Raw genomic sequence first — 24,891 nt, forward strand, 5'->3', positions numbered from 1 at the left:
CTCGCGCGACGATGTCCAGGCGGCCGCCGCGGCTCCGACCCCTGATGACCGGCACCCGCTAGGGAAGCGAGCCCGCCATGGCCGACCACGGCTGCGTCGAAGGCCCCGCCGGAGAGTTCGACTGGCCCCTCATGGGCCAGGAGCTTTCGGACTACTCGAACGAACTGTCCGAACGCGCCGCGCTGTTCGCCTACGGCCGCCGCGGCTGGGAAATGATGTCGGGCTACCGGCCCGACCCGGAGTCCATTTCGGACCACCCGCACGACCTTGCCTTCGCCCCGCGGTGGCGGAAGAAGCCGAAACCGGTCTCCCGCACCCTGACCTCGGCAGCCGGGAACACCGAGATCGCCAGCGGCGACCTGGCCGAAGAAGTCGCCGAGCACAGAGCGGCCGCGGACAGCGACCTCGTCCTGATGGGCGGGTACGCCCTCGCCGCCGAACTGGGCCGCCGCGGGCTCATCGACGAGTACCTGGTCTGCGTCCGCCCGGTAGTCCTGGGCGGAGACAACCGCCCCGTCGCCGAAGGCGCCGGCCGCGCGGAACTGCACCTGTCGAAACCCGCGCTTTCCACAACACGGGCGTCCTGCTGCGGCACCGCGTCACGCGCCGAAGGCAGGGAAAAACCGGGTCACCCAAGCGTGACCCGGGTTTTCGCTTACTGGTGCGCCTTGGCCGCGCGCAAGGCGATCCACTGCCGCATCGCGTACTCGACCAGCGTGATCAGCGTCTGCTTCGTCGATTCCCGCTCCCGGGCGTCGCACCGGACGATCGGGATGCTCGAATCGATCGACAGCGCCTCGCGCACATCATTGATGTCGTGTTCCAGCACGCCGTCGAACGTGTTCACGCCGACGATGTAGGGCAGGCCGCGGTCCTCGAAGAAGTCGATCGGCGCGAACGAGTCCGCGAGGCGGCGGGTGTCGGCGAGCACGACCGCTCCGATGGCGCCGCGCACCAGGTCGTCCCACATGAACCAGAACCGCTGCTGGCCGGGCGTGCCGAACAGGTAGAGGATCAGGTCCGCGTCGAGCGAGACGCGGCCGAAGTCCATGGCGACCGTGGTGGTCGTCTTGTACGGGGTCTGATCGAGGTTGTCGATGCCGCGGCTGGCGTCGGTCATCATCGCCTCGGTGGTGAGCGGAACGATTTCCGACACCGAGCCCACGAAGGTCGTCTTGCCCGCTCCGAAGCCGCCCGCCACCACGATCTTCGCCGATGTCATGGTCGGGGGCGCGGTTTCCCGCGGTGCCTTAAAGCCGACGGAGTCCACTCAAAACCCTTTCCATCAACATCAAGTGTGCTTCGGCGCCGTCCTGGCCCGAGATCGTCCGGTGCACGGTGACCAGGCCGGCGTCGGCCGCGTCGCTGATCAGCACCCTCGCCACCCCCAGCGGCACCGACAGCACCGCGGCGATCTCCGCCACCGAACGCGGGGTCCGGCACGCTTCCATGATCGAGATGCTCTCGATCTGCTCCGCCGCCGCCTGGGGGAAGCCCCCCGCGGCGACATGGTCCTTGGTGGAGATCAGCGTCTCCAGTTCGAGCGCGTAGTTCGCCCGGGTGCGCCCGCCGGTGAGAGCGTACGGGCGCACGATCGAAGTCTCCTCGGCCGGGTCCACCCGATCGTGGCGCTCGGGCCGGACGATCGCCGACGGCATCGAGAACTCGCCGCTCGGCGGTCCCGGGTCGAAGAGCCCGCCTGGTCTGGGGCCGTCGGAGTCCGTACTGCCCGGTGGAGAGACGAGAGAGGTCACACCATCTCCTTGGTCGGCCTGCGGCACGGGTGCCGCAGGCGGGTCCGCTGCCGCGTGCGCTCCCGCGGCGGGCGGCACTGGGGACTGGGATTCCTTCTTTTCTTTGCCGCTCTTCTTCCGTTTTCTGCGCGAGCGGCCCGAATCCAGGCTGAACCCGTTGAGGACGTCGGCGAACGTGCCGTCGTCCCCGGCGGCGGGCTCCTCCCCGCGCGGGGGTTCGCCGCCGGTACCGGGCTCATCGCCGAACAATCCGGACCCCTGGCTCATCGCGCCATCATCCCACCGGTTCGCCGATCAGCGAGCCCCCGGCACCCTGGAGCTGCGCGCGCAGCTCGGGGGTCAGGATCTGGCCGACGCGGTCGACGAGCATCGTCATCTCGTAGGCGACCTGCCCGATGTCGCAGTTGGGCGCGGCGAGGATCGCCAGGCAGGAGCCGTCGCTGATGGACATCAGCACCATGATGCCGAGTTCCATCTCGACCACGGTCTCGCGCACCGAGCCCGCCTCGAAACAACGGGCGGCGCCCTGGGTGAGGCTGACGAGCCCGGACGCCACGGCGGCGAGCTGGTCGGCGCGGTCGAGCGGCAGCCGGTTGGAGGCCGTCAGCAGGAGACCGTCGGCCGACACGACGACCGCGTGCGCGACGCCCGGGACGCGGTCGGCGAAGTCGTTCACCAGCCAGCCGAACTGGTTCTGCTGCGGCTGGGCCGCATTCGGCGAGGTCATTCACCCTCCAATGTTTCGTGGTTCTTCTCAGCGGCCTGCGCGGTGCGGTGCCTGCCGCGCTGGATCCCCTGCTGGAAACTGCTCAGGCGACCGCGCACGTCGTGCGCATCGCGGGACGGACGGGGGCTCGCCGGCCCGGCGGGCGGCGGTGCGCTGCCGGGAAGAAGCTGTTCTCCCCGGCGGCGCCGGGGCAATCCTGCCGAAGTGAAGGAAGCGGGTGCCGACTGGGACACCGACTGGACCGTCCGCCACCCTTCGTCGGAACCGAAGTTCCACTCAGCGGTAGCTTCGGCAGGATCTGGGGCGGGGCTCGCCGAACCGTCGGAGCCGGCGGGCACCGGCGGGGCCTGCGGGCCGTCCTGCCCGGCGGAGGACTGCCACGACGGAGCCTGTCCCGGCACCAGCGGCTGACCCGGCAACCCGGACTGGCCCGGTGCCGCGGACTGACCCGGCGTTCCGGACTGGCCCGGCAACCCGGACTGGCCCGGTGCCGCGGACTGGCCCGGTGCCGCGGACTGGCCCGGCGTCACGGACTGGCCCGGCACGTTCTGCCCGGGCACCCGGGTCTGGCCCAGTCCCCCGGCCAGCCCCTGCGCCGAAGCCGCCGAAGCCGTCGGAGCCGGAGCCGAGGCCGGGTCCGCCGTCGTGCCGGACTGCTCTGTGTTCTCCGCGGGCTGACCCGGCGCGGCGGCCGGAGCCTGCGCGGCACGCCACGTCGTCAACGGCGCAGCCTGGCCCGGGTTCTCGGCGGGCTTGCCCCACAAGGAGGTCTGCTCCGTGCCCTGGGACTCGGCCGGCGCGGAAGCCGGACCGTTCGCCGGAGCCGGGCTGCCGGTCTTCTCCGGCGCCGCGGTCTGGCCGTTGGCCGAAGCCTGTGCCGCCTGCGACGCGGGAGTCTGCCCGGTGCCGGAGACCGCGGCCTCGAGCCCGGCCACGGCAGCCGGGACCTGGTTCGGGTCGGCGGTCGGCGGAGCGGGCGGAAGGCTGCTCGCACCCTTGCGGCGGGTCGGCAGGCTGTCGGGCTTGTCCGGCCGGACAGTCCGGTTCGGTTGCGGCGCGGGCAGTTCCGTGCGCGCGGCGGGCTCCTGGCGCGGCCAGCCGCCGTCCGGGTCGAACGCCGGGGGCACCGCCGGGACGGGAGCCGTCTCGTCCGTCGAATCCGCGTCCGCGGGCCGTCCGCCGAACCCGGCGGGCGCGTCCGGCGCGCCAGCACCGGGCGGAGTGCTCGACCCCGGGGTGCGCTGCGGCATCCCGCCGGGGCGGTTCTGCTCCGCGGGAACGCCGAACGCACCCGCGACCGTCTGCCGCCGCCGGGTCGCCGCGTCGTGGGCGCGAGCCCGCTCCGGCGACGGCACCGCCGTCGCCGCGGCGCCCGAGGCTTCCGCGGCCGGGGAATCGGCTGTGGTGTCCGGGGTTTCCGGCGTGGTCCCGCGGACTTCCTGACGTCCGCGCGTGACGCCGCGCTGGAAGCTGTTCAGCCGTCCCCGCACGTCCGCGGGGTCGCGGACCGGCAGATCGCTGCTCGGCGTTTCGGCCGCGGGAGCCGCCGGTTCCGGCGCGGCGCTGCCCGGCATGAGCTGTTCGCCGCGACGGCGCCGGGGCAGGCCCGACTTGGTGAACGCGGTCGGCTCCACCTGGGACAGCGCCTGCACCGTCCGCCAGTTTTCGTCGCTCGCGAAATCCCAGTTGCGCTGCTGCTGCTCGGAGTCCGCCGCCGGCTCCGCGGCGGCTGTGCCGGACGCGGGCGGAACCGCCGGGGAGGCGGCCGCGGGCGGCGGCTGCGCGGGCGAACGGAACCAGGCCGACAGCATCTCGTCGAAGATCGGCGTGTTCTCGATCGTCGTCTCGGCCGCGGACGGCGGCGGGACCTCCGGCACCTGCTGCGCGGCCTGGTTCCACCAGTCGCTCAGCGTCGTCGCGTTGGCCGCGGAGAACAGGTCCTTGCCCGAGGGCAGTTCGCCGTCGCGCTCGTCGCGGGTGTCCGCGGCAGGCTCCGGCTCGGGCTCCGGACGCGGCGGCGGGACATCGACGGTCTGCGGCAGCTTCGGCGCGGGCGGCGGCGAGGCGGGCGGGTCGTCGTCGCGCGGGATCGGGCTGAACAGCGCGGTCCCGGACACCTCGAGGTCGGACGGCGGACGCGCGATCTTGTCCCCGGAGAAACCGGCGAGGTCGCCCGCCGAGGGCCACCGCTGCGTTTCCTCGGAGTTGCTGCCCTGCTGCGGAACGAGACCCGGCACGGCCGAACCGTTGGCGGCCGGACGCTGGCGCCGCGGCAGTCCGCCGGGAGCGGCGGGCGGGGCGGCGAGGCTCGCCTGGGGCCCGGGCAGCTGCCCGGGTTCGGCCCGGTCGCCCGGCACGGCGGCCAGTCCGGTCATCACCAGCTCCGGCGGCACCACCACGGTGGCCCGCACGCCGACGATGTCCTTGCCGCCGTGCAGCGAAACGCCGATGCGGTGGCGGCCGGCGAGGCGGCCGACCACGAACAGGCCCATCCGGCGCGAGGTCGCGAGGTCGACCGAGCCCGAGTCGGTGAGCCGGCCGTTGGCCTCCACCACCTCGTACTCGTTCATGCCGATGCCCTTGTCGAGGATGTCGACGTTGAGCGAACCGTCCTCGGCGAGCCGCGTCGCGACCGTCACCTGCGTTTCCGGCGCGGAGAACGCGGTCGCGTTGTCCAGCAGCTCCGCGATGAGCCGCTGGACGTCGCTCGCGGCGAACCCGACGATCTTCACCGCGGGCGGGTGCTGCACCGAAACCCGCTGGTACTGCTCGATTTCCGACACCGCGGCGCGCAGCACGTCGTGCGTGGCGACCGGCTGGCCGGAACGACGGCCGGGCTCGGCGCCGGAGAGGACCATCAGGTTCTCGTTGTTGCGCCGCATCCGGGTGGCGAGGTGGTCGAGTTCGAACAGCCCGCCGAGGGTCTCCGGATCCTGTTCGCCCGCCTCCATCCGGTCGAGCACGGACAGCTGCCGCTCCACCAGGTCCTGGCTGCGCTGCGACAGGTTGACGAACATCGCGTTCACGTTCTCGCGCAGCATCGCCTGCTCGGCGGCCAGCCGGACCGCCTCGCCGTGCACCGCGTCGAATGCCCGCGCGACCTGCCCGACCTCCTCGCGGGTGAAGATCGGCACCGGCGCGACCGCCGCTCGGTGCCGCAGGTTCTCCGGAGCCGGATCTGGCTCGGTGAGCAGCCGCTGCACCGCCTCGGGCAGCCGATGGTCGGCGACCTCCAGCGCGGTGCGGCGCAGGATCCGCAACGGCCGCAGCAGCGAGCGCGCGATCACCACCGACAGGACACCGGCGACCAACAGGACACCGATGACGATTCCGCCGTCCCAGATCGTCGACGCGCGGGCGCTGGCGGCTCGCGCGTCCGTTTTCTCCTGAAGCTGGACGAGCAGCGCCTGCTGCACCTGGTGGGCGAGATTGACCGTGTAGGTCGACGCGGTGTCCCACTGGTCCGCGTCCAGGCCGGAGAGCGGCTGGTTGTTCTCCGTACGCGTGAGCGCCGACTCGACCATGTCGTTGCCGATGTCGACGACGATGCCGATCACCGTGTCCGAGTACATCCGCTGCTCGTCCGGAGTCGCGAAGGTGCGGTAGTCGCTGCGCGCGGCGGCCAGTTCGGCCTCCGCGCCGAGCAACGCGCGCGTCCGGTCCCGGTTGAGCGTGCCCTGCGCGATCGCCGCGGACATGATCGCGCGCTTGACCGACATCTGGTCCTTGATCCGCGCGAGCGCGTTCCCGGCCAGCCGCAGCCGGGCCAGGTCGGGTTCGGTGACGTCGGCCGCGGCGGTGTCGCTGATGTCGAGCAGGCCGGAGATCAGCTCGCTGTAGGAGCGAAGCACCGCGTCAGCCGGATACGCGGAGTGCTCGGCCGAATACCGGAGGCCGCCCAGCACCCGCAGCCGGTCGTCGCTCTGCTGCAGATCGCCCGCCGCGGACTCGTCCAGCCGCGCCTTGCTGTCGGCGAGCGACCGTTCGAACGCGCCGATCGCCAAGTCGACCCGGGTGCGCTGGCCGACGAGCACGTCAGTGGCCCCCTTGCGGTCGCCCGCGACGAACCGCACCGTGACGTCGCGCTCCCGCTGCAACTGGTGCACGACCTCGGCGACCGTCGTGTCGACCCGGCAGCGGGCGGCGAACTCGGCGAGCTGGCGGGCGTCGCGCAGGTCGCTGTTGACCCGGAGCCCGACCAGCACGACCACCGCGAGCGCCGGGATCAGCAGGACGGCGAAGAGCTTGGTGCGCAGCCGCCAGTTCCGCAGCCGCCACCGGCCGCCGACCGGACGCGAGGCAGCCGGATCCGTCGCGTCACCCGAACGGGGACGGTCGTCGCGACGGGTCACCTGTGCTTCCTTTTCCACCGCGGGAACCTCTGCCCACGGACGTCATCGGACTCCGGCCGGAAACTACCGCTTGGTAGTTCCCGGCGAAAAGATCGGGAAGCCACCCTGGCGGGGGCACAGCCCTGCGGGCGATCGTATGGGCAGCGGCCCATACGATCCAGCACGAGGCAGAGATTCTCCCGGCAGGGGATGGCGAGTGAAAGCGACCGGTCTGAGGTTTGCGCTGGTGGCGACGTTGTTCGCACTCAGCGGTTGTTCCGTGTTCGGATCCAGTGACGCCGGACAAGCTCAACCGCCGGAACGCGCGACGCTGCGGGTCGGCGTCGCGAGCCCGATCGAGACCGCCCCACTGCGGATCGCCGTCGCCGCGGGAAAGTTCCGCCAAGCCGGGCTGAACGTCCAGCTGGTGGAACTCGGCGACAGCGACGGCGTGGAAAAACTGAAGTCCGGACAGGTCGATGTGACGTTCGGTAGCGACGTGTCGCTGTTTCGCGCCGCCGGGTCCGGCACCGCACTGCAATTGCAGGGCGAGGCGTACACCTTCGGCCGCACGACTATCGCGCTCGTCACATTGCCCGGTTCCGACTACTCCGAACCGACCGCGAAGAAGTCGCCGAAGATCGCCGTGGACTCGCCCGACGACATCGGCGCGCTCACCGCTCGGGCGGTCCTCGGCACGGCGGGCGTCGACAAATCGAAGATCGAGTTCGTGCCCCGGCCGTTCGGCCAGATGCCCGCCGCGCTGCAGTCCGGCGACGCGGACGCGGCGCTGATGGTCGAGCCGTACATCACCCGCGCGGAGAAAGAACTGGGCGCGCAGGTCCTCGCCGACGGATCGACCGGCGCGACCCTCGACTTCCCGGCCTCGGGCTATGCCGCGACCGGCCAGTTCGCCGCCGCCAACCCGCGCACGCTGGCGGCGTTCCGGGGCGTCCTCACCCAGGCCCAGCTAGCCGCGTCCGACTCGGCGAAGGTGCGCGACGCGCTGCCGTCCTTCTCGGATATCGACCAGACCACGGCCGCGCTGATCTCGCTCGGCAGTTACCCGACCACGTTGTCGGCGACCCGGCTGCAGCGCGTGGCCGATCTGATGCACAGTTCTGGGCAGCTGGCCAACCGGCTGGACGTGGCGGCGATGCTTCCGAATGCCTGGTGAGTGGCAATCACGGTGAGAACCGCGATTGCCACTCACGAGCCCCTAAATGCTCGCCCCCGTCGGCTGCAAGCAAACCGTCCGCACCGGCGGCCCCACGTAAACCAGCGACAAATCCTTCTCCCCGCAGCTAGCCGCCGACCGCTCCCCGTCGTGCACGACCGCCCGCGCCTCCGCCTTGGGGTCGTCGCAGGCGACCTTGCCGACCTTCGACTCGTCCGAAACGTCGCGCACGCACTCGCCGGACGCGACGTTCAACGCGAGGCACAGCGTCTGGGTCGGCCTGGTGGTGCTGCGCGCCGACAAGTACAGCTCGAACGGCACATAGTCCTCGCCGCGGCAGGATGACCGGCCCTTGGCGACGGTGTCGACGCGGTAGGTGGCGGCCTGGTCGGAGCAGTCCGCTCCGGTGTAGGTCTGCGTCTTCGAGCCCAGCGACGTGAGGTAGAGGCAACTGCCCGCGACCGGCGGTCCCGCCGAGCGCACGACCGCGGCGAACCCGAACGCGCCGAGCGTGCCGAGCCCGAGCGCCACGACGACGAGAGCGGCGAAGAACCCCTTCTGCTTGCCCGACACCCGCTTCGGACCGCCCTGGACCGGCTGCCGCGGGAGCGGCTGGTACGGGTTCGCGGCCGCCGGCACGCCGAACGGTGGTGTGGTCACTGGGTCCCCTCCCGAGGCTTCGTCCCGCCATCTTGGCATCCCCGGGCCGCGGGCCGGGAGGGAACGTATAAAGGAGAGGTGACTGATGGCCCCCTGATCGTCCAGTCCGACAAAACCGTGCTGCTCGAGGTCGACAATCCGCGTGCCGACGACGCGCGGATCGCGATCGCGCCGTTCGCCGAACTGGAACGAGCGCCCGAACACGTGCACACCTACCGGATCACGCCGCTCGCGTTGTGGAACGCGCGCGCCGCCGGGCACGACGCGGAACAGGTGGTGGACGCGCTCACCACGTATTCGCGGTTCCCGGTGCCGCAGCCGCTGCTGATCGACGTAGTCGACGTGATGGGCCGGTTCGGGCGGCTGCAGATCGCCAACCACCCGGCGCACGGCCTGGTCATGGCCACGACCGACCGCGCGGTGCTGGAAGAGGTCTCGCGCAACAAGAAGATCAGCCCGATGCTGGGCTCGCGGATCGACGAGGACACGGTGATCGTGCACCCGTCCGAGCGCGGGCGGCTCAAACAGGCGCTGCTGAAGGTCGGCTGGCCCGCCGAGGACCTCGCCGGGTACGTGGACGGCGAGGCGCATCCGATCGATCTCGCCGAGGACGACTGGCGCCTGCGCGACTACCAGCGGAAGGCGGCGGAAGCGTTCTGGGCGGGCGGTTCCGGCGTCGTCGTGCTGCCGTGCGGCGCGGGCAAGACGCTGGTCGGCGCGGCCGCGATGGCGCGCGCCAAGGCGACCACGCTGATCCTGGTCACCAACACCGTCGCCGGGCGGCAGTGGAAGCGCGAACTGGTCGCGCGCACGTCGCTCACCGAGGACGAGATCGGCGAGTACTCCGGGGAGAAGAAGGAGATCCGGCCGGTCACCATCGCGACGTACCAGGTGGTCACGCGCAAGACCAAGGGCGAGTACCGGCACCTGGAGCTGTTCGATTCGCGCGACTGGGGCCTGGTCGTCTACGACGAGGTGCACCTGCTGCCCGCGCCGGTGTTCCGGATGACCGCGGACCTGCAGTCGCGGCGACGGCTCGGCCTGACCGCCACGCTGGTGCGCGAGGACGGCCGAGAGGGCGACGTCTTCTCGCTGATCGGCCCGAAGCGGTACGACGTGCCGTGGCGCGACATCGAGGCGCAGGGCTGGATCGCGCCCGCGGAATGCACCGAAGTGCGGGTGACGCTGACCGAGTCCGAACGCCTCCAGTACGCCACCGCGGACTCCGACGAGCGGTACAAGCTCGCGGCGACGGCGATGACGAAGACCCCGGTGATCCGGTCCATTGTGGACAAGCATGCCGGCGAGCCGACCCTGGTGATCGGCGCGTACCTCGACCAGCTGGAAATGCTGGGCGCGGAACTGGAGGCCCCGGTCATCCAGGGTGCGACGAAGAACAAGGAGCGGGAGGAGCTGTTCGACAAGTTCCGTCGCGGCGAACTGCGCACGCTCGTGGTGTCGAAGGTCGCGAACTTCTCGATCGACCTGCCGGAAGCGTCGGTGGCGATCCAGGTTTCGGGCACGTTCGGTTCGCGGCAGGAGGAAGCACAACGCCTCGGCCGGCTGCTGCGTCCGAAGGGCGACGGACGGCAGGCGCACTTCTACTCGATCGTCTCGCGGGACACAGTGGATACGGAGTATGCCGCGCACCGGCAGCGTTTCCTGGCCGAACAGGGCTACGCGTACCACATTGTCGACGCGGAGGACCTGCGTCGGCCGCTGTGAATCACGAACCGACGCAACGGAGAACGGCCAGCACGCGGCGGCTGCAGCCCTTCGCTTGCCTTGTCGAAGATCGCGTGCTTCTCTATGGCGCTCTGCGAGACGAATAGCAGCGTGGCGATGCTCGCGTTCGTGCGCCCTTTTCTTCAGCACGTCGCGCTCGCGCGAGTTCGGCCGGTCCAGCGCGTCGAGAAAGTCGCCGACCCGAGCCGCCGTCACCGCCGATCAGCTTGGCCGCGTAGCGTTTCCCGACGTACTGGGACAGCACGAGCACCCCGGTGTCCGGCCAGCTTGACGCGCAACCCTCCGCTGGTGCGGGTCGGCGGCATCCGAACGTCGGTGACGACCACGTCGGGCTGGCGTTCTGCGGTCGCTTCTTTCCATCGCCGACCGCGGCGACCACGTCGTGGTCTTCCTCCGCCGGCAGCCGTACGAGACCTTCCCTGAGCAATGTCTCGTCCTCGGCCAGGATCACTCGCCCGGCAACGTCACCCGCACTGTGGTCGGTCCGTTTTCGAGGCTCTGTACGGAGAATTCGCCGCCCATCGCCGCTGCTCGCCCCGACGTACGTCAAGTCGTGACTTTGTTGGCGTTGGCATGCTTGGCCGCATTGGTGACCGACTCGGACGCCACGAAGTAGACCGCCGTAGCCAACTCCGGCGAGGGCTCGTCGATTGCGCAACGGAGGTCGACCGGGATCGCGGCGCGCTCGGATAGAGACTCCAGCGCGGCCTCAAGACCGCTTTTCGGGTAAACGCGCCAGCTCACCCCTCGCAACTCGCGCAACGCTTCCTGCGATTCTTCGTGCGCGGACCAGCTCGGCCAAGCAACGCTCCCGGCGCGAGAAGCCTTTGCCGCACCCCGTCATGCAAATCCCGCTCGATCCGACGATCGAGCGCGGCTACGCCGATCAGGCCCCGTCCACAAAGGAATACCGCGATCGCGCCGAGAACAAGCACCGGGAGCCCGCCCCGGTGACTAGTTGGACGAAGCAAAGCACCCCGCCGCAACACCCGCGCCGATGCACACCCACACTCCCGGCACGAAAAGCCCGGCCAGGCAGCGCGGGACGAGGTATTGCAGGGCGCGGCCGTCGCAATCGTCGCCGTTGCAGGCGTCGAAGAATCGCTGCAGCCGGGCGCATTCCACTTCGGCGAGCCTTCGCGCGCTGCGGAATACCCGTTGCCGCTTGGATGGCGAGGAGAGGTGCGGCGAGTAGCAGGTACGGCACTTCGATGAGCGCCGTCAGCGCGCCTAGGCCGACGCCCGCTGTTCGGCACAGCACTCGCGGTCTGTTCACCTCGACCAGCCCACCGGGCACGACTCCCTGCGGCTTTCCGCATTCCGCCGGTCCTCAGCTTCCGGCTCCCGCTTATCCGGCCACATTCGCCACCTCGACCAGCCCACCGGGCACGACGCGCTGCGGTCTCCCGCATTTCACCGAGCGAGCACACCTCGGCTTTCACCCCCGTGACGCGACACCGCCGATCCGGCCGGGCGCGACGCGCTGCGGTCTCCTCCACGCCAACCCCGCTGCGGCTTCCCGCATTTCTCCGGCTGGCCGACCGCAATGTGTTGCTTCCTAGCTTCGACGACGTTGCCTTCGTCGCGAAAGGACCCCTCGCGAACCTCTTGCTCGCCGCCCGTCGAACCTCTCCCCAGACCGGCCGCGCGGGCCGTCGGACTGATGGACTCGCTAGGCGGCATCGGCACCGCGATCGTCGTCGCTGTTCCCGCCGATCCCGAGCGAACCCGTCCTCCCGCTAGCCGGTTTCTCCGCGAGCCGCGGCACCTTCAGCCTGGCTGGCACCTGCTTCTGGACGACCCTCGGCTCACTCCCCAGCACCGTGATCGTCTACTGGCTAGGCACCCTGCTCGGCCGCGACCGATGCCGCGCACTGCTCAGCCGTCTGCCGCCGATGGACGCCGTCGACTTCGACCGCACCGAGGCGTGGTTCACCCGGTACGGCGGCGCTTCTCGGCTGGATGGTGCCGGTCTCCCGGAGCCTGATCTCGCTGCCCGCAGGCGTCGAACGGATGCCGTTCGGCCGGTTCCTCCTGCTGACGACGGCGGGCAGCTTGCTGCGGAACACCGCGTTCGTCATGGCCAGTTACCTGCTCGGCGAGAGCTGGTCGCTGGTGGACCGGTACGCGTCGGCGTTCCAGTACCTCGCACTCGCCGCGATGGCGATCACCATCGGCCTGTTCGTCGCGGCCCGGGTGCGCCGCGTCCCCCGCCGCTGCCTCTTTTTGCCACTTGACCTGGGATTTCCCGAGGTTCACTCGAACGGATGAGCGAGCGGCGCCCTGGAAATTGTCGGTGGTTCGAACTACTGTTCGATATGCAGGCACCGAACACCAGTTCGAGGGGAAGCTCATGACGATCGCACCGTTCCGCCCCGGCGTCGGGGCACCGCCGGTCCAGACCTTGCCGCCAGGGCGCTGGCACGGGCGGATCTGGGTGTCGGAGGAACCGCTCACGCGGCCGCAGCGGTACCTGAGCTGTGTCGCGGAGTTCGAGCGGTCAGGACTGTGGCCAGTGCTGATCCCGCCCGACCAGCGCTTCACCGCCCGCGGCGAAGACTGGCTGGACGACCGCGGCCGCCTCGCTCCGGCAGGCCACCGCGTCGCCAACGCCGACCCCGCCGAGGTCCTGGCCCGCTGGTGGGACGGCTCTTGCTGCGACGGAGCCTGCCTGCGCCCGTTCGGCACCCGCTTCCCCGGGTTGGCGAAACGCTCGCACCGCCGCTCGGACCCACTGGCCGAAGCAGGCAACACCGGCTCGATCCTCGCCGCCCGCACCCCGCACCGACTGGGTTTGGTCCAAGCCGACCGTCCGGCCGACGTCCCTGCCCTCATCGGCTGGACAGGAATGATCAAGTCGACAGACCAGGTCGCGGAACTCTCGGCAGTCCTGCGCAGCTGGGAAGACCGCTTCGGCGCGACCCTGGTGACGCTGGGCTTCGACTCGCTGGAACTGTCGGTTTCCGCCCCACCCCGCACCCACGCCAGGGCGTTGACGGTCGCGGCCGAGCACCGGGCCTTCAGCCTCCCCACGTACCTCACGCAGCCGGGGAACTTGCGGGAGTACGCGACGTCCCTGGTGCAGTCACGCCGGTGGAGGTTCTCGTGGGCTTGAGGAAGTGAGGGATGCGTCGGCGGCCGGATAGTCCCGACGCACGAGGCTGGCCCGCGGCGAACGGGCCGGCGGGCCTGACCGGTGCGGGGATGCGCGGGCAGCGGGCGAGTTCAGCACGTCCGATGGGGCAGGAAGGCGGCAAGGCTGGCCCACCGGACGAGCTGACTGCCTCTCGCCGGATTCCGGACACCTCGCGCGGCTCGGGCACCACCACCTGCGTCCGTGCCACCACCTCCGCGGTGCCAGTGCCCGCCTCGGTGCCAGTGCCAGTGTCAGCGTCCGTGTCAGTGCCAACGTCGGCGTCGGAGTCGGCGTCGGTACCAGCGCCAGCGCCAGCGTCGGCCTCGGCGTCAGCGTCAGCGTCTGTGCCAGCGCCCGCGCCNCGTCAGCGTCTGTGCCAGCGCCCGCGCCAGCGTCGGCGTCGGCGTCGGCCTCGGCGTCAGCGTCAGCGTCTGTGCCAGCGCCCGCGCCAGCGTCGGCGTCGGCGTCGGCGTCCGCGCCAGCGCCAGCGCCAGCATCGGCGTCGGCTCGGCGTCGGCTGTCCGCGTCCGCGTCAGCATCGGCGTCAGCGCCCGCCTCGGCACCGCCCTCGCCATTGGTGCCAGTGCCCGCGTCAGCACACCGCCCGCTCTGGTGCCACCGTCCCCTCTGTGCGGCTGTCGGTGTTGGTGCCACCGGCCCTCTGTGCGACCGTCGGCGTTGGTGCCGCCTACATCAGCCGCGCACATCCCGGCACCGCTGCCCTTCCTCGGCGCCGTCGGCGTTGGTGTCACCAGCCACTCCACCACCCCCGGCCGCTCCGGCACCGCAGCCCGCATCGGTGCTCCCGGGCTACCCCGGCGCAGCCGGGTCTCCGGTGCCACCGGTGCCACCGGTGCCGTCGGTGCCACCGGTGCCGTCGGTGCCACCGGTGCCGTCGGTGCCACCGGTGCCGTCGGTGCCACCGGTGCCGTCGTCGGCATTGGTGCCGCCATCCGCGTCGGTCTCACGGCCAACCTCGGTGCCGCCGTTCGCCGCCTCACCCCAGTCCGTGTCCCCGCTTTTCCCATTCCCCTCGCCCCCTCCGCGCCCCGGCCCGACGAGCAGGCAACGGAGTCCGCGCCATGAGACCGACGTCCCTTCGTCCAGGACAAATGTCCCAACATTTAGCCCGGCTGTCCCAAAAACAGCCGCGCGGACGCGTTTACCGCAACCGTCCCGGCGGGAATCCTCGGCGGCGAAAGGCGGTGAGCGAGATCGGCCAGATCCGAGTGGGCACGTCCGGCTGGCGATACCCGCCGTGGCGCGGCGCGTTCTATCCCTCTGGCCTGCCGCAACGGCGCGAACTCGAGTATCTCTCCCGCCGGATGAACGCTGTCGAGATCAACGGGTCCTTCTACTCGCTGCAACGCCCGGAGCGATACCTCGGCTGGCACGCCGAAACCCCGGCCGGATTCCTGTTCGCGGTCAAGGGCGGCCGGTTCATCACGCACCTCAAACAGCTGCGCGACGTCGAAACCGCGCTCGCCAACTTCTACGCGTCCGGTGTCCTCGCGCTCGCTGACAAACTGGGCCCGTTCCTCTGGCAACTCCCGCCGCGGCTGGCCTTCGACCCTGATCGGGTCTCGACGTTCCTGGGCCAGCTCCCCCGCACCACCGGCGAGGCAGCCACGCTCGGGAAGAAGCACGACGACAAACTCAAGTCCCCGCCGTTCCTGAACCCGGGACCCGACCGGCCAGTGCGGCACGCGCTCGAAGTGCGCCATCCGAGCTTCACCACGACCGAAGCGCTGGACCTGCTCAAGAAACACCGGGTGGCTCTGGTGACCTCCGACGCCGCCGCGCCGTGGCCGTACCGGGAGGACCAGACCACTGACTTCAGTTACGTCCGGTTGCACGGTTCGGAGGAGCTCTACACCAGCGATTACTCCGATTCAGCCCTGCGCGCCTTGGCCGCGAAGATCACCGAATGGCACGACGGCGGCCGCCGCGACGTGCACGTCTACTTCGACAACGACAGCAAAGTCGCGGCCCCGCACAACGCCGTCACGCTCACCCGGCTGCTCGGCCTTCCCGCCGAAACCGGCCCGGCACAGTGAGCGGACAGTGAGCGCACTTCGGTTGGGTGGTGGTACGGGCCGCCGGTGGTCTACGTGCTGCCGCTGGGGGTCGGCACGCGGACCACCGCGCCCGGCTGCCCTCCGGGCGACCAGCAGGAAGCACTCCGCCCGCCAAACGGCCGGATGGTCCTGCGCCAGCCGGTGACGCTCGCACCCATCCGCACCACGATGCTCCAGCCAGAGCACGCACAGCCAGCGATCTTGGGCTGCGGCGACAGCCCCACGTCACATCAGCCAAGGACGCCTGCGCCTGATCCGCGTCGAAGTGGTCCAACCAATCTCGCACCGCAGCGGGTACGGACGGATCTCATCCCACTGCAAGCCAGCTGACTGCGCTCGTACCCGATCCGCATCCGAGCAGTCCAGCCGTGTCAGCAAACCGAGCCGTGCCGCTGCGGTCCAACGTCGCAACGGTGCGCCGTCGCGGCGAAGCGGCACCGACTACCCCCGCACCAAACCAGCCAACTGCGCCCGCACCCGATCCGCGTCCGGGTGATCCAACCGGGTCAACAACCGGACCGCGCGCAGCCAGCAGTCGCGGGCCGCGGCGGTGCGGCCGTAGCGCAGGTGTGCGGTGCCCAGTTCCGACAGCACATCCGCGGCCTCGTACTCCTCGTCCATCGCGAAGAACATGTCGACCGCCTCGGACAGGCACTCGATTCCTTCCACGTGCCGGCCCAAGCCGAGCAGCGCGCGGGCTCTCGCGGCCAGCGAGAAGCGGCCCTGCGGCAAGTCGTCCGGCGGGACCAGAGCCAGTGCCTCGTCCGCGAGCGACAGGGCCTGCGGGTAGTCGCCCATCATCGCGCACAGGTCGCCCAGAGCACGCAGAACGTTCGCCTCCACCGAGGTGAATCCCAGCTCCCGCGTGATTTCCAGCGACCGCAAGCCATGCCGGTAAGCCTCCGGGAAGTCCTCAATGCCCTGCGCGGTCATCGCCAGGTTGTAGCGCGCCCGCGCTTCCCCCGGCAGCGAGCCCAGTTCCAGCTGCACGGCCAGCGCTTGCTCCAGGTATTCGCGCGCCAGCACGTAATTCCGGGCTACTCCTTCGATCACGCCGAGTCCATTGAGGATCGCCGCTTCGCCGTGCCGCTCGCCGGAATTGCGCGCCGCTCGCAAACCGATCTCGAAGACGTACCGCCATTCGCCAACCCGGGCGCGACCGGCGAAGTAGGTGAACAGCGACCACGCCAAGCGCCAGCATTGCGCGTATCGCCCGATCCGGAACGACCATTGGATCACCGAGAGCAGGTTTCCGTGTTCTTCGATGAACCACGCCAGCGCACGGTGGTAGTCCGCGAACTCGAGCTCGCCAGCAGGCGGGATCGGGCCGATTTCGTCCATCAGCTGGTGCGGACGCATCGCCAAACCCGCGTTCCTCGCCGACGCGATGCACCAGTCGAGCAGGCGCGCGCTGGCCGCGGTGCGCTCGGCGGCGTCGTCCTCCTGCTCCGACAGCTCAGTCGCGTAGGCGCGAATCAGGTCGTGGAACTGGTACCGGCCCGGTTTCGGCTGGGTGAGCAAGTGCGTCGAAACGAGGGTGTCGAGAGCGCCGCGAGTCTCCTTTTCGGACCGTCCGTTGAGCGCTACTGCCATGCCCAGCGAAAAATCCGGGCCGACCGACAGCGCCAGCAACCGCAGCAGGCGCGCCGCCGCCGGACACAAAACCCGGTAGGAATAGGAGAAAACTGTGCGGATATTGGTTTCGTCGCCGTCGCCGAGATCGAAGGTGCTCAACCGGCCGGCGTCCGAGGGCAGTGCCGCCACGAACTCCTCCAGCGGCAGCCGCGGGAACTGGGCGGCGCGTACGGCAAGAATCCGGATCGCCAGCGGGAGTCCGCCGCAATACCGCACAAACCTGCCAGCCGCGATCGGATCCTCGTGCACTCGTTCGACGCCGATGGCCGACGCCAGCAGTTCCACCGCCTCTTCACTGTCCAATTCGGACAGCGCGATCCGCCGGGCGCCATGTGTCGCGACCAGTCCGCGCAGCTGCCAGCGGCTCGTCACCACGACCAGACATCCAGGACCAGGCAGCAAGTAGCGCACTTGTTCGGTGCTGTTCGCGTTGTCCAGCACGATCAATAGCCGCCGACCGGTGGTGTAAGTACGCCAGGTCGCCGCGCGTTCGTCCAAACCGGACGGGATTCGGTCGGCAGGCACGCCCAGCGCGAGGAGCATTGTCTCCAGTGCGGCGATCGGCGACACCGGCGCACCTGGGCCGTAACCACGGAGATCCAGAAACACCTGCCCGCCGGTGAAACGATCGGCGATCTGGTGTGCGAAGTGGACGGACAAGGTGGTTTTCCCCTGCCCGCCCATGCCTTCCACCGAGGCGATCGGCGTGGAGGTGCCGTCGTCGAGAGCCTCCGGCAGCAAGGCCCGCAACGCTTTCAGATCCGCGGTCCGACCGGCGAAAGCACCTAGGTCAGCCGGAAGCTGGTGCGGTATATGGGGTTCCAGCGGGGTGCGGAATCGCGTGCCTTCGTCGCCGCCCAGTACGAGCCGGTGCGCGCGCTGCAGTCCGGCGCCGGGGTCAAGGCCCAGCTCCTCGGCGAGCAATCCGCTGATCCGCCGGTGCACGTCCAGCGCCTCGGCCTGCCGCCCAGAGCGGAGCAGCGCGTACATCAGCTGCTCATGCGGCCGTTCCCGCAGCGGATGTTCGCGCGTCAGCCGTTCCAGTTCGGGCACGACGGTGTCGTATTCGCCGACCGTCAGCAGCGTCTCGGCCCACAGCTCGCGGACCCGCGTGCGCTCCTCGGCCAGCTGCCCGACCTCGTCCCGGTGCAGCGAGTCCGACTCCACGTTCTGCAACGCCGAACCTCGCCACTGTCCGAGCGCGTCCTCGAAATAGCCCGCCGCCCGCCGGTGTTCGCCTCGTTCCGCCGCGCTGCGGCCCCGCGCCGCGAACTGGCGGAACCGACCCAGGTCCACCGCGTTCTCGTCGACTTCCAACAGATAGCCGCCGCGTTCGGTGCGGATCGCCGCACCGTCGCCGAGCGCCCGGCGCAGCCGCAGCACATACGTCTGCAGCGCGCCCTTCGACCGGCGCTGGTCGTCGCCCCACAGCCAGTGGCTGAGCACGTCGACCGAAACGAGCCGGTTGGCCCGCAGCAGCAGCCCGGCGAGCACGATCAGCGGGCGGCTGCCGCCCAGCGGCACCACCTGGTCCCCGGCCAGCACCTCGGCCGGGCCGAGCACCCGGAAGTCGAGGCCGTCCACACGTTCCATTGTGGCGTTGAGACGGCCCCCACGGCACCTCGGTTCCCGTCGCCGCGGCGATGGCATGATCGGCAGTCATGCAGGTTTACGCGCTCCCGCTGCACACCCGGTTCCGGGACATCACCGTCCGTGAAGGACTGTTGCTCCGCGGCACCGCCGGCTGGGGCGAGTTCTGCCCGTTCGCGGATTATTCGGACACCGAGAGCGTGCCGTGGCTCGCCGCCGCGCTCGAAGCGAGCGAAGAAGGCTGGCCCGAGCCGGTCCGCGACCGTATTGAGGTGAACACGACAGTCCCCATCGTGTCGCCCGAACGCGCACACGAACTGGTCCGCGCGTCCGGCTGCCGCACGGCGAAGGTCAAGGTCGCCGACAAACGCGCGACGCTGGCCGAGGACTGCGCGCGCATCGAAGCGGTCCGCGACGCCCTGGGTCCCTCCGGTGCGATCCGGGTCGACGCCAACACGGCGTGGGACGTCGACACCGCCGTACAGGCGCTGGGCGAGCTGGACCGCGCGGCCGGTGGACTGGAGTACGCGGAGCAACCGTGTCCCACAATCGACGGCCTGGCTGCCGTTCGCCGTCGGGTGTCGGTGCGGATCGCGGCCGACGAATCGATCCGCCGCGCGGAAGATCCGCTGAAGGTCGCCGTCGCCGGAGCCGCCGACATCGCCGTGCTCAAGGTCGCCCCGCTCGGCGGAGTGCGGCGTGCGCTGGAGGTCGCGGAGGCGTGCGGGCTGCCGTGCGTGGTCTCGTCAGCCGTGGAGACGAGCGTCGGGCTGGCTGCCGGGCTCGCGCTCGCCGGAGCGTTGCCGGAGCTGGACTTCGCCTGCGGGCTCGGCACGATGTCGTTGCTGCGCGGGGATGTCTGCACCGAAACGCTGTCCCCCGCGGACGGTTACCTGCCGGTGCCGCGCCACGCCCCGGAGCCCGACGCCTATGCCGAGTTCGCCGCGTCGCCCGAGGTAGCCCAAGCGTGGCTGGACCGGTTCGGACGGGTCCGGAAGATCATCGGGTAAGGGATACTTCAGGGTCGCGGCCCCGGGGCTTTATCCGGGGCGATCCCGGATGTGCGGCACGTCCCGGTCGCGGAGTATTGCTGGCATGACGGACAACGTGCAGGCCGCACCGGCCAAGAAGATCTTCCGCAGCCGCTCCGACCGCATGCTCACCGGCGTGTGCGGCGGATGGGCCAACTACCTCAACGTCGACCCCTCGATGGTGCGCATCGCCGCGGTCGCCGGGGCCGTGCTCTCGGCCGGGGTGATCCTCCCGGTCTACGCCGCCGCTGCCGTCCTGACTCCCGAAGACTGAGCCGGGAACGGGCGAAGCCCGGCCCACCGCGAGGGTGAACCGGGCTTCGCCGGAAAAGCAGCCGAACTCAGAAGTCCATGCCACCCATGCCGCCGGACGGGTCGGCCGGAGCGGCAGCAGCCTTCTCCGGCTTGTCCGCGACGACAGCCTCGGTGGTCAGGAACAGCGCCGCGATGGAAGCGGCGTTCTGCAGCGCGGAGCGGGTGACCTTCGTCGGGTCCGGCACGCCGGCCGCGAGCAGGTCCTCGTACTCGCCGGTGGCGGCGTTCAGGCCGTGGCCCTGCGGGAGGGACTTGACCTTCTCCGCCACGACGCCGCCTTCGAGACCGGCGTTGATCGCGATCTGCTTGAGCGGAGCCTCGACGGCGACCTTGACGATGTTCGCGCCAGTGGCCTCGTCACCGGTCAGCTTCAGGCCCGCGAAAGCGGCCTCGGCAGCCTGGATCAGGGCCACGCCACCGCCGGCGACGATGCCCTCTTCCACGGCGGCCTTGGCGTTGCGCACCGCGTCCTCGATGCGGTGCTTGCGCTCCTTCAGCTCGACCTCGGTCGCGGCACCGGCCTTGATGACGGCCACGCCGCCGGCCAGCTTCGCGAGCCGCTCCTGCAGCTTCTCGCGGTCGTAGTCCGAGTCGGAGTTCTCGATCTCCGCGCGGATCTGGTTGACGCGACCCTGGATCTGGTCGGCGTCGCCAGCACCCTCGACGATGGTGGTCTCGTCCCGGGTGATGACGGCCTTGCGGGCGCGGCCCAGCAGCGACAGGTCCGCGTTCTCCAGCTTGAGGCCGACGTCCTCGGAGATGACCTGGCCGCCGGTCAGGATCGCGATGTCCTGCAGGATCGCCTTGCGGCGGTCGCCGAAGCCCGGGGCCTTGACGGCGACGGACTTGAAGGTGCCGCGGATCTTGTTGACGACCAGGGTCGCCAGGGCTTCGCCCTCGACGTCCTCGGCGATGATCAGCAGCGGCTTGCCGGACTGGATGACCTTCTCCAGCAGCGGCAGGACGTCCTTGACGTTGGAGATCTTGGAACCGAAGAGCAGGACGTAGGGGTCCTCCAGCTCGGCTTCCTGGCGCTCCGGGTCGGTCACGAAGTAACCGGACACGTAGCCCTTGTCGAAGCGCATGCCCTCGGTGAGCTCCAGCTCAAGCCCGAAGGTGTTGCTCTCCTCGACGGTGACGACGCCTTCCTTGCCGACCTTGTCCAGCGCCTCGGCGATCAGCTCGCCGATGGTGCGGTCAGCGGCCGAGATCGAGGCGGTAGCAGCGATCTGCTCCTTGGTCTCGATCTGGACGGCGGCCTTGTGCAGCTGCTCGGTGATGGCCTCGACGGCCGCCTCGATGCCCCGCTTGAGCGAGATCGGGTCGGCACCGGCCGCGACGTTGCGCAGGCCCTCGCGCACGAGCGCCTGGGCGAGCACGGTGGCGGTGGTGGTGCCGTCACCCGCGACGTCGTCGGTCTTCTTGGCAACTTCCTTGACGAGCTCGGCCCCGATCTTCTCCCACGGGTCCTCGAGCTCGATCTCCTTGGCGATGGAGACACCGTCGTTGGTGATCGTCGGCGCGCCCCACTTCTTTTCGAGCACGACGTTCCGGCCCCGCGGGCCGAGGGTCACCTTGACGGCTTCGGCGAGGGTGTTCAAGCCGCGCTCAAGACCGCGGCGGGCGTCCTCGTCGAACGCGATCAGTTTGGCCATTGCGGTGTGGTCCTCCGGTATTGGGCGCCACCGCCGCGCTGTCTCCAGCGGCGGCAGCAGGACACGTCCTCGGCCAGGCTCGGTGCCCGCGACGGACGACTGACCGGTGGGTCAGCCTCACCGTCCCGACCTTCAGGCAGGCGGTCGGTGACCGCTCGCCTAGCACTCGACGGCGTCGAGTGCCAATGCCGTGTTTAGCACTCTCCGGGGTCGAGTGCAAGGAGCGCAGGTCAGCGTCGGTGCACTTCCGCGGCAGGTCGGCCGGGTCAGCGGCTCGGCTGGATGTGGATCGACGACGGCGGCGGGCGCAGCGACGACGGGCCGACCGGCTTCGAGCCGCCGGGACCGACCGGGATATTGGGAGCCGAGGACGCCGGAGCGGTCCCGCCGTTGCCGTTGTCGTCCCCGCTGAAAAGGAAGATCGCGCCGACGACGAGTCCGGCCACGACGAGTACGCCCAGCGCGATCCACAGCCACTTCAGGCCGCCGCTCTTGGGTTGTTTTTCGAACGCGCCCGCATTGCCTGCCGGGGACGGCGGCCGCAGCCGCATCGGGTCGCCGAAGGCCTGGTTCGGATGGCCCTGCTGGTGAGGCTGGGCGGGGTAGCCGGGCTGGTTGGGGTAACCGCCGTAGCCGGGCGGGGGGCCTTGCTGTGCTTGCTGGCCCGGGTAGCCGTAGCCGGGCGGGGGGCCTGCCGGGGCCTGGCCGGGATAGCCCTGCTGACCGGGCTGACCGAATTGCGGCTGGGCGAGTTGGCCGGGTTGGCCGGGCTGGCCGGGCTGGCCGGGCTGGCCGGGTTGTGCTGGATAACCGGGCGGCTGCTGGTTGCCGTAACCGGCGGGACCGCTGTAACCGCCCTGGGCGGGGTATCCCGCTTGGCCGGGTTGCTGCGGAGCACCCCAGGCACCGGGGACGCCCGCGCCCTGCCCCGCGGCACCGGGAGCGCCCTGCCCCGCGGCACCGGGACCGCCCGGCGACGCGCCCGGTCCGCCAGGGCCGCCCGGCCCGGCAGGGCCGCTGGCGCCGGGTCCGCCAGTACCACCGGCACCTGGGCCACCAGGACCGCCAGCTCCAGGTCCACCAGGTCCGGCGGGACCACCGGCAGGGCCGCCCGGCCCGCCAGGTCCCGGTCCGCCAGGTCCTTGCTGCATGCCCGCCTCCGGAAGTCCGTTCGGCCGGGCGGGGCCCGGCGGGGTGTCCGAGGTCGCGAGCGGCCCGAGCGCGACCCTGGCCGCGGCGATCATCGCGACGCAGTTCGGGTAGCGGTCGCTGGGGTTTTTCGCCATGCCCTTGCGGATCACGTCGTCCACGGCGGCCGGGAGCGCGACCACGCTCGCCACCGACGGCGGTTCTCCGCCGAGGTGACCCTTGATGACGGTGGGGACGTCGCCGCGGAACGGCGGGTTGCCGGTCAGGCAGGCGAACAGGACGCAGGTGAGGGCGTACTGGTCGGTGCGGCCGTCGAGCGGTTCGCCGCGCAGGTGTTCCGGGGCGGCGTAGGTGGGCGAGCCGAGGAAGTCGCCGCCGCGGGTGCGGTGGCCGGTGGCTCCGCGGCGGGTGAGGCCGAAGTCGGCGACGTAGACGTGCTCGCGGGAGGTCTCGCGGCTGGTGACGAGGACGTTGGCCGGTTTGACGTCGAGGTGCACGAGGCCGTGGTTGTGCAGCGTGTCGAGGGCGTCGGCGACCTGGTCGAGCAGGCTGAGCGCGCGGGCCGGGCTGATCGGGCCCGCGGACATGAGGCCGGCGAGGTCGCCGCCGTCGACCATCCGCATGGCGATGTAGAGCATGCCGTCGAGTTCGCCGAAGTCGTACAGCGGGACGACGTTGGCGTGGTCGATCGCGGAGGTGTTGCGGGCCTCGTCGACGAACCGTTCGCGGAACTCGGCGTCCGCGCCGAGGTGGTCGCCGATGACCTTCAGCGCCACCTTGCGGCCGAGCCGCGTGTCCGTGGCCTGGTAGGTCACGGACATGCCGCCCTTTCCGAGCACCGAGTCGATGCGGTAGTGGCCCAGCTGGCGACCGGTGAGGTCCCCCGACACATCGCCTGTCACGCAGCGCAGCTTAACGCGCCGGTATCCGCTGCCACTGCCGGTTCGCCCAACCGGTCAGCGGACCTGCCTCGCTAGACCTTGCGGACGTCCGCGGCCTGGCTTCGGCCGTCGCGGCCGGACTGGACTTCGAACTCCACGCGGTCGCCCTCGTCGAGGGTGCGGAATCCGTCGGCTTGGATGGCCGAATAGTGGACGAAGACGTCCGGACCTTCGGGGGATTCGATGAACCCGTAGCCCTTTTCCGAGTTGAACCACTTGACGGTGCCGACTGCCACGGCGCCCTCCCTCGGGACAAGAATCCGCTGTCCATCAGCGTGCGAAGTGGAGTTCACGCTACCGGAATCGGCGCTCCCGGCAATGGGGTAATCGGCAGATTCCCCTTACGCCTGCGACACTCGCCGGTTGCGCGATTGGACGAGCACGGTTCCCGGTCCGGCGAAATCGAGGACGAGTCCTTCGCCGGTTCGCAGCGATTGCGGACCGCTTGGATCGAGTGCGCGCAACCGGCATTGCACGGTGTCGGGATAGGCGAGGAGATAGTCCGGGCGCACGGTGACGATCTCGCCGCGGCCGAGGTCGAACGAGTCCACCGGGCCGGGCGCGGTGAGCAGGAGCGGGCCGCGGCCGCTGTAGTGCTCAAGAAACCCGGAATCGGCGCCGAACAACTGCTGCAGCGGGGCCCAGTTCTGGTCGACGCGGACCGTGCTCGGCCGGGCGAGGACGCCCTCGCGGTGCACCGACCAGCCGGTGGATCCGGTCAGTTCGAGCGGGTAGACGTCGCCAGGGCCGAGCGGGGCCAGGTCGACCCAGCCGCCGTCGGCCGGCGCGGTGAACACCGAGCGGCCGCCCTTGCGGCCGCGGTTCTGGCTCGTCTCGGCCACGTTGAAGCTGCTGGCCAGCAACGATTCCGCGGCGGCCTGCACGGCTTCGCCGGGGGCGAGCAGCACGCGGGCGACGCCGAACCCCGGCGTGTGCCTGGTGTGGACGCGCATGTCAGCGGGGCGT

At 70.5% G+C, this 24,891-nt stretch carries 18 protein-coding genes and 2 pseudogenes; 8 read left to right on the top strand and 12 right to left on the bottom strand.

All coding sequences use genetic code 11. The annotated features are described in order from the left end of the window. Window positions 1-215: 215 nt before the first annotated feature. Window positions 216-491, top strand: a pseudogene (locus tag A4R44_RS52310) (dihydrofolate reductase); the annotation flags it as partial. A 164-nt stretch (window positions 492-655) separates the two neighbouring features. Here A4R44_RS52310 and A4R44_RS13275 read toward each other — a convergent pair. The 4 genes from A4R44_RS13275 to A4R44_RS52315 are packed head-to-tail and all read right to left on the bottom strand — an operon-like array spanning window position 656 to window position 6,833. Next, window positions 656-1,270: an ATP/GTP-binding protein gene (locus tag A4R44_RS13275; protein ID WP_093574469.1), complete on the bottom strand. Its 615-nt coding sequence runs from the start codon at window positions 1,268-1,270 to the stop codon at window positions 656-658. Next, entirely contained in the window at window positions 1,251-2,021 is a 771-nt protein-coding gene (locus tag A4R44_RS48960; protein WP_198545266.1) for a DUF742 domain-containing protein, read from the bottom strand. Before A4R44_RS48960 ends, A4R44_RS13275 begins: the two co-directional genes overlap by 20 nt. 7 nt (window positions 2,022-2,028) lie before the next feature. Beyond that, window positions 2,029-2,481: a roadblock/LC7 domain-containing protein gene (locus A4R44_RS13285; protein WP_037809909.1), complete on the bottom strand. Its 453-nt coding sequence runs from the start codon at window positions 2,479-2,481 to the stop codon at window positions 2,029-2,031. After that, entirely contained in the window at window positions 2,478-6,833 is a 4,356-nt protein-coding gene (locus tag A4R44_RS52315; protein ID WP_095213339.1) for a nitrate- and nitrite sensing domain-containing protein, read from the bottom strand. Before A4R44_RS52315 ends, A4R44_RS13285 begins: the two co-directional genes overlap by 4 nt. 136 nt (window positions 6,834-6,969) lie before the next feature. Between A4R44_RS52315 and A4R44_RS13295 the strand changes: the two genes are divergently transcribed. Continuing rightward, a complete protein-coding gene (locus A4R44_RS13295) occupies window positions 6,970-7,989 on the top strand; it encodes an ABC transporter substrate-binding protein (RefSeq protein ID WP_093572650.1) in 1,020 nt (339 codons plus the stop codon). A gap of 42 nt (window positions 7,990-8,031) precedes the next feature. On the opposite strand, the gene A4R44_RS13300 is transcribed toward A4R44_RS13295, so the two are convergent. Beyond that, window positions 8,032-8,649: a hypothetical protein gene (locus A4R44_RS13300; RefSeq protein ID WP_067579691.1), complete on the bottom strand. Its 618-nt coding sequence runs from the start codon at window positions 8,647-8,649 to the stop codon at window positions 8,032-8,034. A gap of 78 nt (window positions 8,650-8,727) precedes the next feature. On the opposite strand from A4R44_RS13300, the gene A4R44_RS13305 reads away from it, so the two are divergent. Further along, on the top strand, window positions 8,728-10,374 hold the full coding sequence (locus tag A4R44_RS13305; RefSeq protein ID WP_067579693.1) for a DNA repair helicase XPB: 1,647 nt from the start codon (window positions 8,728-8,730) through the stop codon (window positions 10,372-10,374). A 1-nt stretch (window position 10,375) separates the two neighbouring features. Here the strand turns inward: A4R44_RS13305 and A4R44_RS52320 are convergent. Together A4R44_RS52320 and A4R44_RS50245 are read right to left on the bottom strand one after the other, a co-directional pair. Next, window positions 10,376-10,846, bottom strand: a pseudogene (locus A4R44_RS52320) (response regulator transcription factor). A gap of 95 nt (window positions 10,847-10,941) precedes the next feature. After that, window positions 10,942-11,139, bottom strand: a complete 198-nt coding sequence (locus A4R44_RS50245; RefSeq protein WP_067579695.1) for a hypothetical protein — start codon at window positions 11,137-11,139, stop codon at window positions 10,942-10,944. Between the two features lie 1,218 nt (window positions 11,140-12,357). Between A4R44_RS50245 and A4R44_RS52325 the strand changes: the two genes are divergently transcribed. The 3 genes from A4R44_RS52325 to A4R44_RS13330 all read left to right on the top strand — a co-directional run bounded on the left by A4R44_RS52325 (window position 12,358) and on the right by A4R44_RS13330 (window position 15,588). After that, window positions 12,358-12,666 carry a DedA family protein gene (locus A4R44_RS52325; RefSeq protein ID WP_067579697.1) on the top strand — a complete coding sequence of 103 codons (309 nt, stop codon included), beginning with the start codon at window positions 12,358-12,360 and terminating at the stop codon, window positions 12,664-12,666. 82 nt (window positions 12,667-12,748) lie between these two features. Next, window positions 12,749-13,510 (top strand): DUF4253 domain-containing protein, encoded by a 762-nt coding sequence (locus A4R44_RS13320; protein ID WP_037807874.1) that lies wholly within the window; start codon window positions 12,749-12,751, stop codon window positions 13,508-13,510. A gap of 1,226 nt (window positions 13,511-14,736) precedes the next feature. Then, the gene (locus A4R44_RS13330) at window positions 14,737-15,588 is read left to right on the top strand and encodes a DUF72 domain-containing protein (protein WP_067579701.1); all 852 of its coding nucleotides are present in this window, start codon (window positions 14,737-14,739) and stop codon (window positions 15,586-15,588) included. Between the two features lie 462 nt (window positions 15,589-16,050). Here the strand turns inward: A4R44_RS13330 and A4R44_RS13335 are convergent, their stop codons facing one another. Next, window positions 16,051-18,837: a BTAD domain-containing putative transcriptional regulator gene (locus tag A4R44_RS13335; protein ID WP_067579703.1), complete on the bottom strand. Its 2,787-nt coding sequence runs from the start codon at window positions 18,835-18,837 to the stop codon at window positions 16,051-16,053. 68 nt (window positions 18,838-18,905) lie between these two features. Between A4R44_RS13335 and A4R44_RS13340 the strand changes: the two genes are divergently transcribed. Together A4R44_RS13340 and A4R44_RS13345 are read left to right on the top strand one after the other, a co-directional pair. Then, window positions 18,906-19,844: an o-succinylbenzoate synthase gene (locus A4R44_RS13340; RefSeq protein WP_067579705.1), complete on the top strand. Its 939-nt coding sequence runs from the start codon at window positions 18,906-18,908 to the stop codon at window positions 19,842-19,844. Window positions 19,845-19,929: 85 nt separating this feature from the next. Continuing rightward, window positions 19,930-20,139 carry a PspC domain-containing protein gene (locus A4R44_RS13345; RefSeq protein WP_037807882.1) on the top strand — a complete coding sequence of 70 codons (210 nt, stop codon included), beginning with the start codon at window positions 19,930-19,932 and terminating at the stop codon, window positions 20,137-20,139. 67 nt (window positions 20,140-20,206) lie between these two features. On the opposite strand, the gene groL is transcribed toward A4R44_RS13345, so the two are convergent. From groL to A4R44_RS13365, 4 genes are all read right to left on the bottom strand, one after another. Beyond that, complete coding sequence (groL, locus tag A4R44_RS13350) at window positions 20,207-21,835, bottom strand: chaperonin GroEL (protein WP_009083991.1); 1,629 nt, start codon at window positions 21,833-21,835, stop codon at window positions 20,207-20,209. 266 nt (window positions 21,836-22,101) lie between these two features. Beyond that, window positions 22,102-23,886, bottom strand: coding sequence for a serine/threonine-protein kinase (locus A4R44_RS13355; protein ID WP_198545267.1), 1,785 nt, complete (start codon window positions 23,884-23,886; stop codon window positions 22,102-22,104). Window positions 23,887-23,957: 71 nt separating this feature from the next. After that, window positions 23,958-24,161 carry a cold-shock protein gene (locus A4R44_RS13360; RefSeq protein WP_009083993.1) on the bottom strand — a complete coding sequence of 68 codons (204 nt, stop codon included), beginning with the start codon at window positions 24,159-24,161 and terminating at the stop codon, window positions 23,958-23,960. A 105-nt stretch (window positions 24,162-24,266) separates the two neighbouring features. Next, the gene (locus A4R44_RS13365) at window positions 24,267-24,878 is read right to left on the bottom strand and encodes an AIM24 family protein (RefSeq protein WP_067579708.1); all 612 of its coding nucleotides are present in this window, start codon (window positions 24,876-24,878) and stop codon (window positions 24,267-24,269) included. Window positions 24,879-24,891 lie beyond the last annotated feature (13 nt).

The organism is Amycolatopsis sp. M39 (genome assembly GCF_001651785.1).
GTDB lineage: Bacteria > Actinomycetota > Actinomycetes > Mycobacteriales > Pseudonocardiaceae > Amycolatopsis > Amycolatopsis rubida.

Bases quoted from the DNA above. Each gene is read 5' to 3' on its own strand.
- A4R44_RS52325 (WP_067579697.1), top strand. From the start codon at position 12,358: ATGGTGCCGGTCTCCCGGAGCCTGATCTCGCTGCCCGCAGGCGTCGAA.
- A4R44_RS13365 (WP_067579708.1), bottom strand. From the start codon at position 24,878: ATGCGCGTCCACACCAGGCACACGCCGGGGTTCGGCGTCGCCCGCGTG.
- A4R44_RS13345 (WP_037807882.1), top strand. From the start codon at position 19,930: ATGACGGACAACGTGCAGGCCGCACCGGCCAAGAAGATCTTCCGCAGC.
- A4R44_RS13320 (WP_037807874.1), top strand. From the start codon at position 12,749: ATGACGATCGCACCGTTCCGCCCCGGCGTCGGGGCACCGCCGGTCCAG.
- A4R44_RS13295 (WP_093572650.1), top strand. From the start codon at position 6,970: ATGGGCAGCGGCCCATACGATCCAGCACGAGGCAGAGATTCTCCCGGC.
- A4R44_RS13335 (WP_067579703.1), bottom strand. From the start codon at position 18,837: ATGGAACGTGTGGACGGCCTCGACTTCCGGGTGCTCGGCCCGGCCGAG.
- A4R44_RS48960 (WP_198545266.1), bottom strand. From the start codon at position 2,021: ATGAGCCAGGGGTCCGGATTGTTCGGCGATGAGCCCGGTACCGGCGGC.
- A4R44_RS13285 (WP_037809909.1), bottom strand. From the start codon at position 2,481: ATGACCTCGCCGAATGCGGCCCAGCCGCAGCAGAACCAGTTCGGCTGG.
- A4R44_RS13340 (WP_067579705.1), top strand. From the start codon at position 18,906: ATGCAGGTTTACGCGCTCCCGCTGCACACCCGGTTCCGGGACATCACC.
- groL (WP_009083991.1), bottom strand. From the start codon at position 21,835: ATGGCCAAACTGATCGCGTTCGACGAGGACGCCCGCCGCGGTCTTGAG.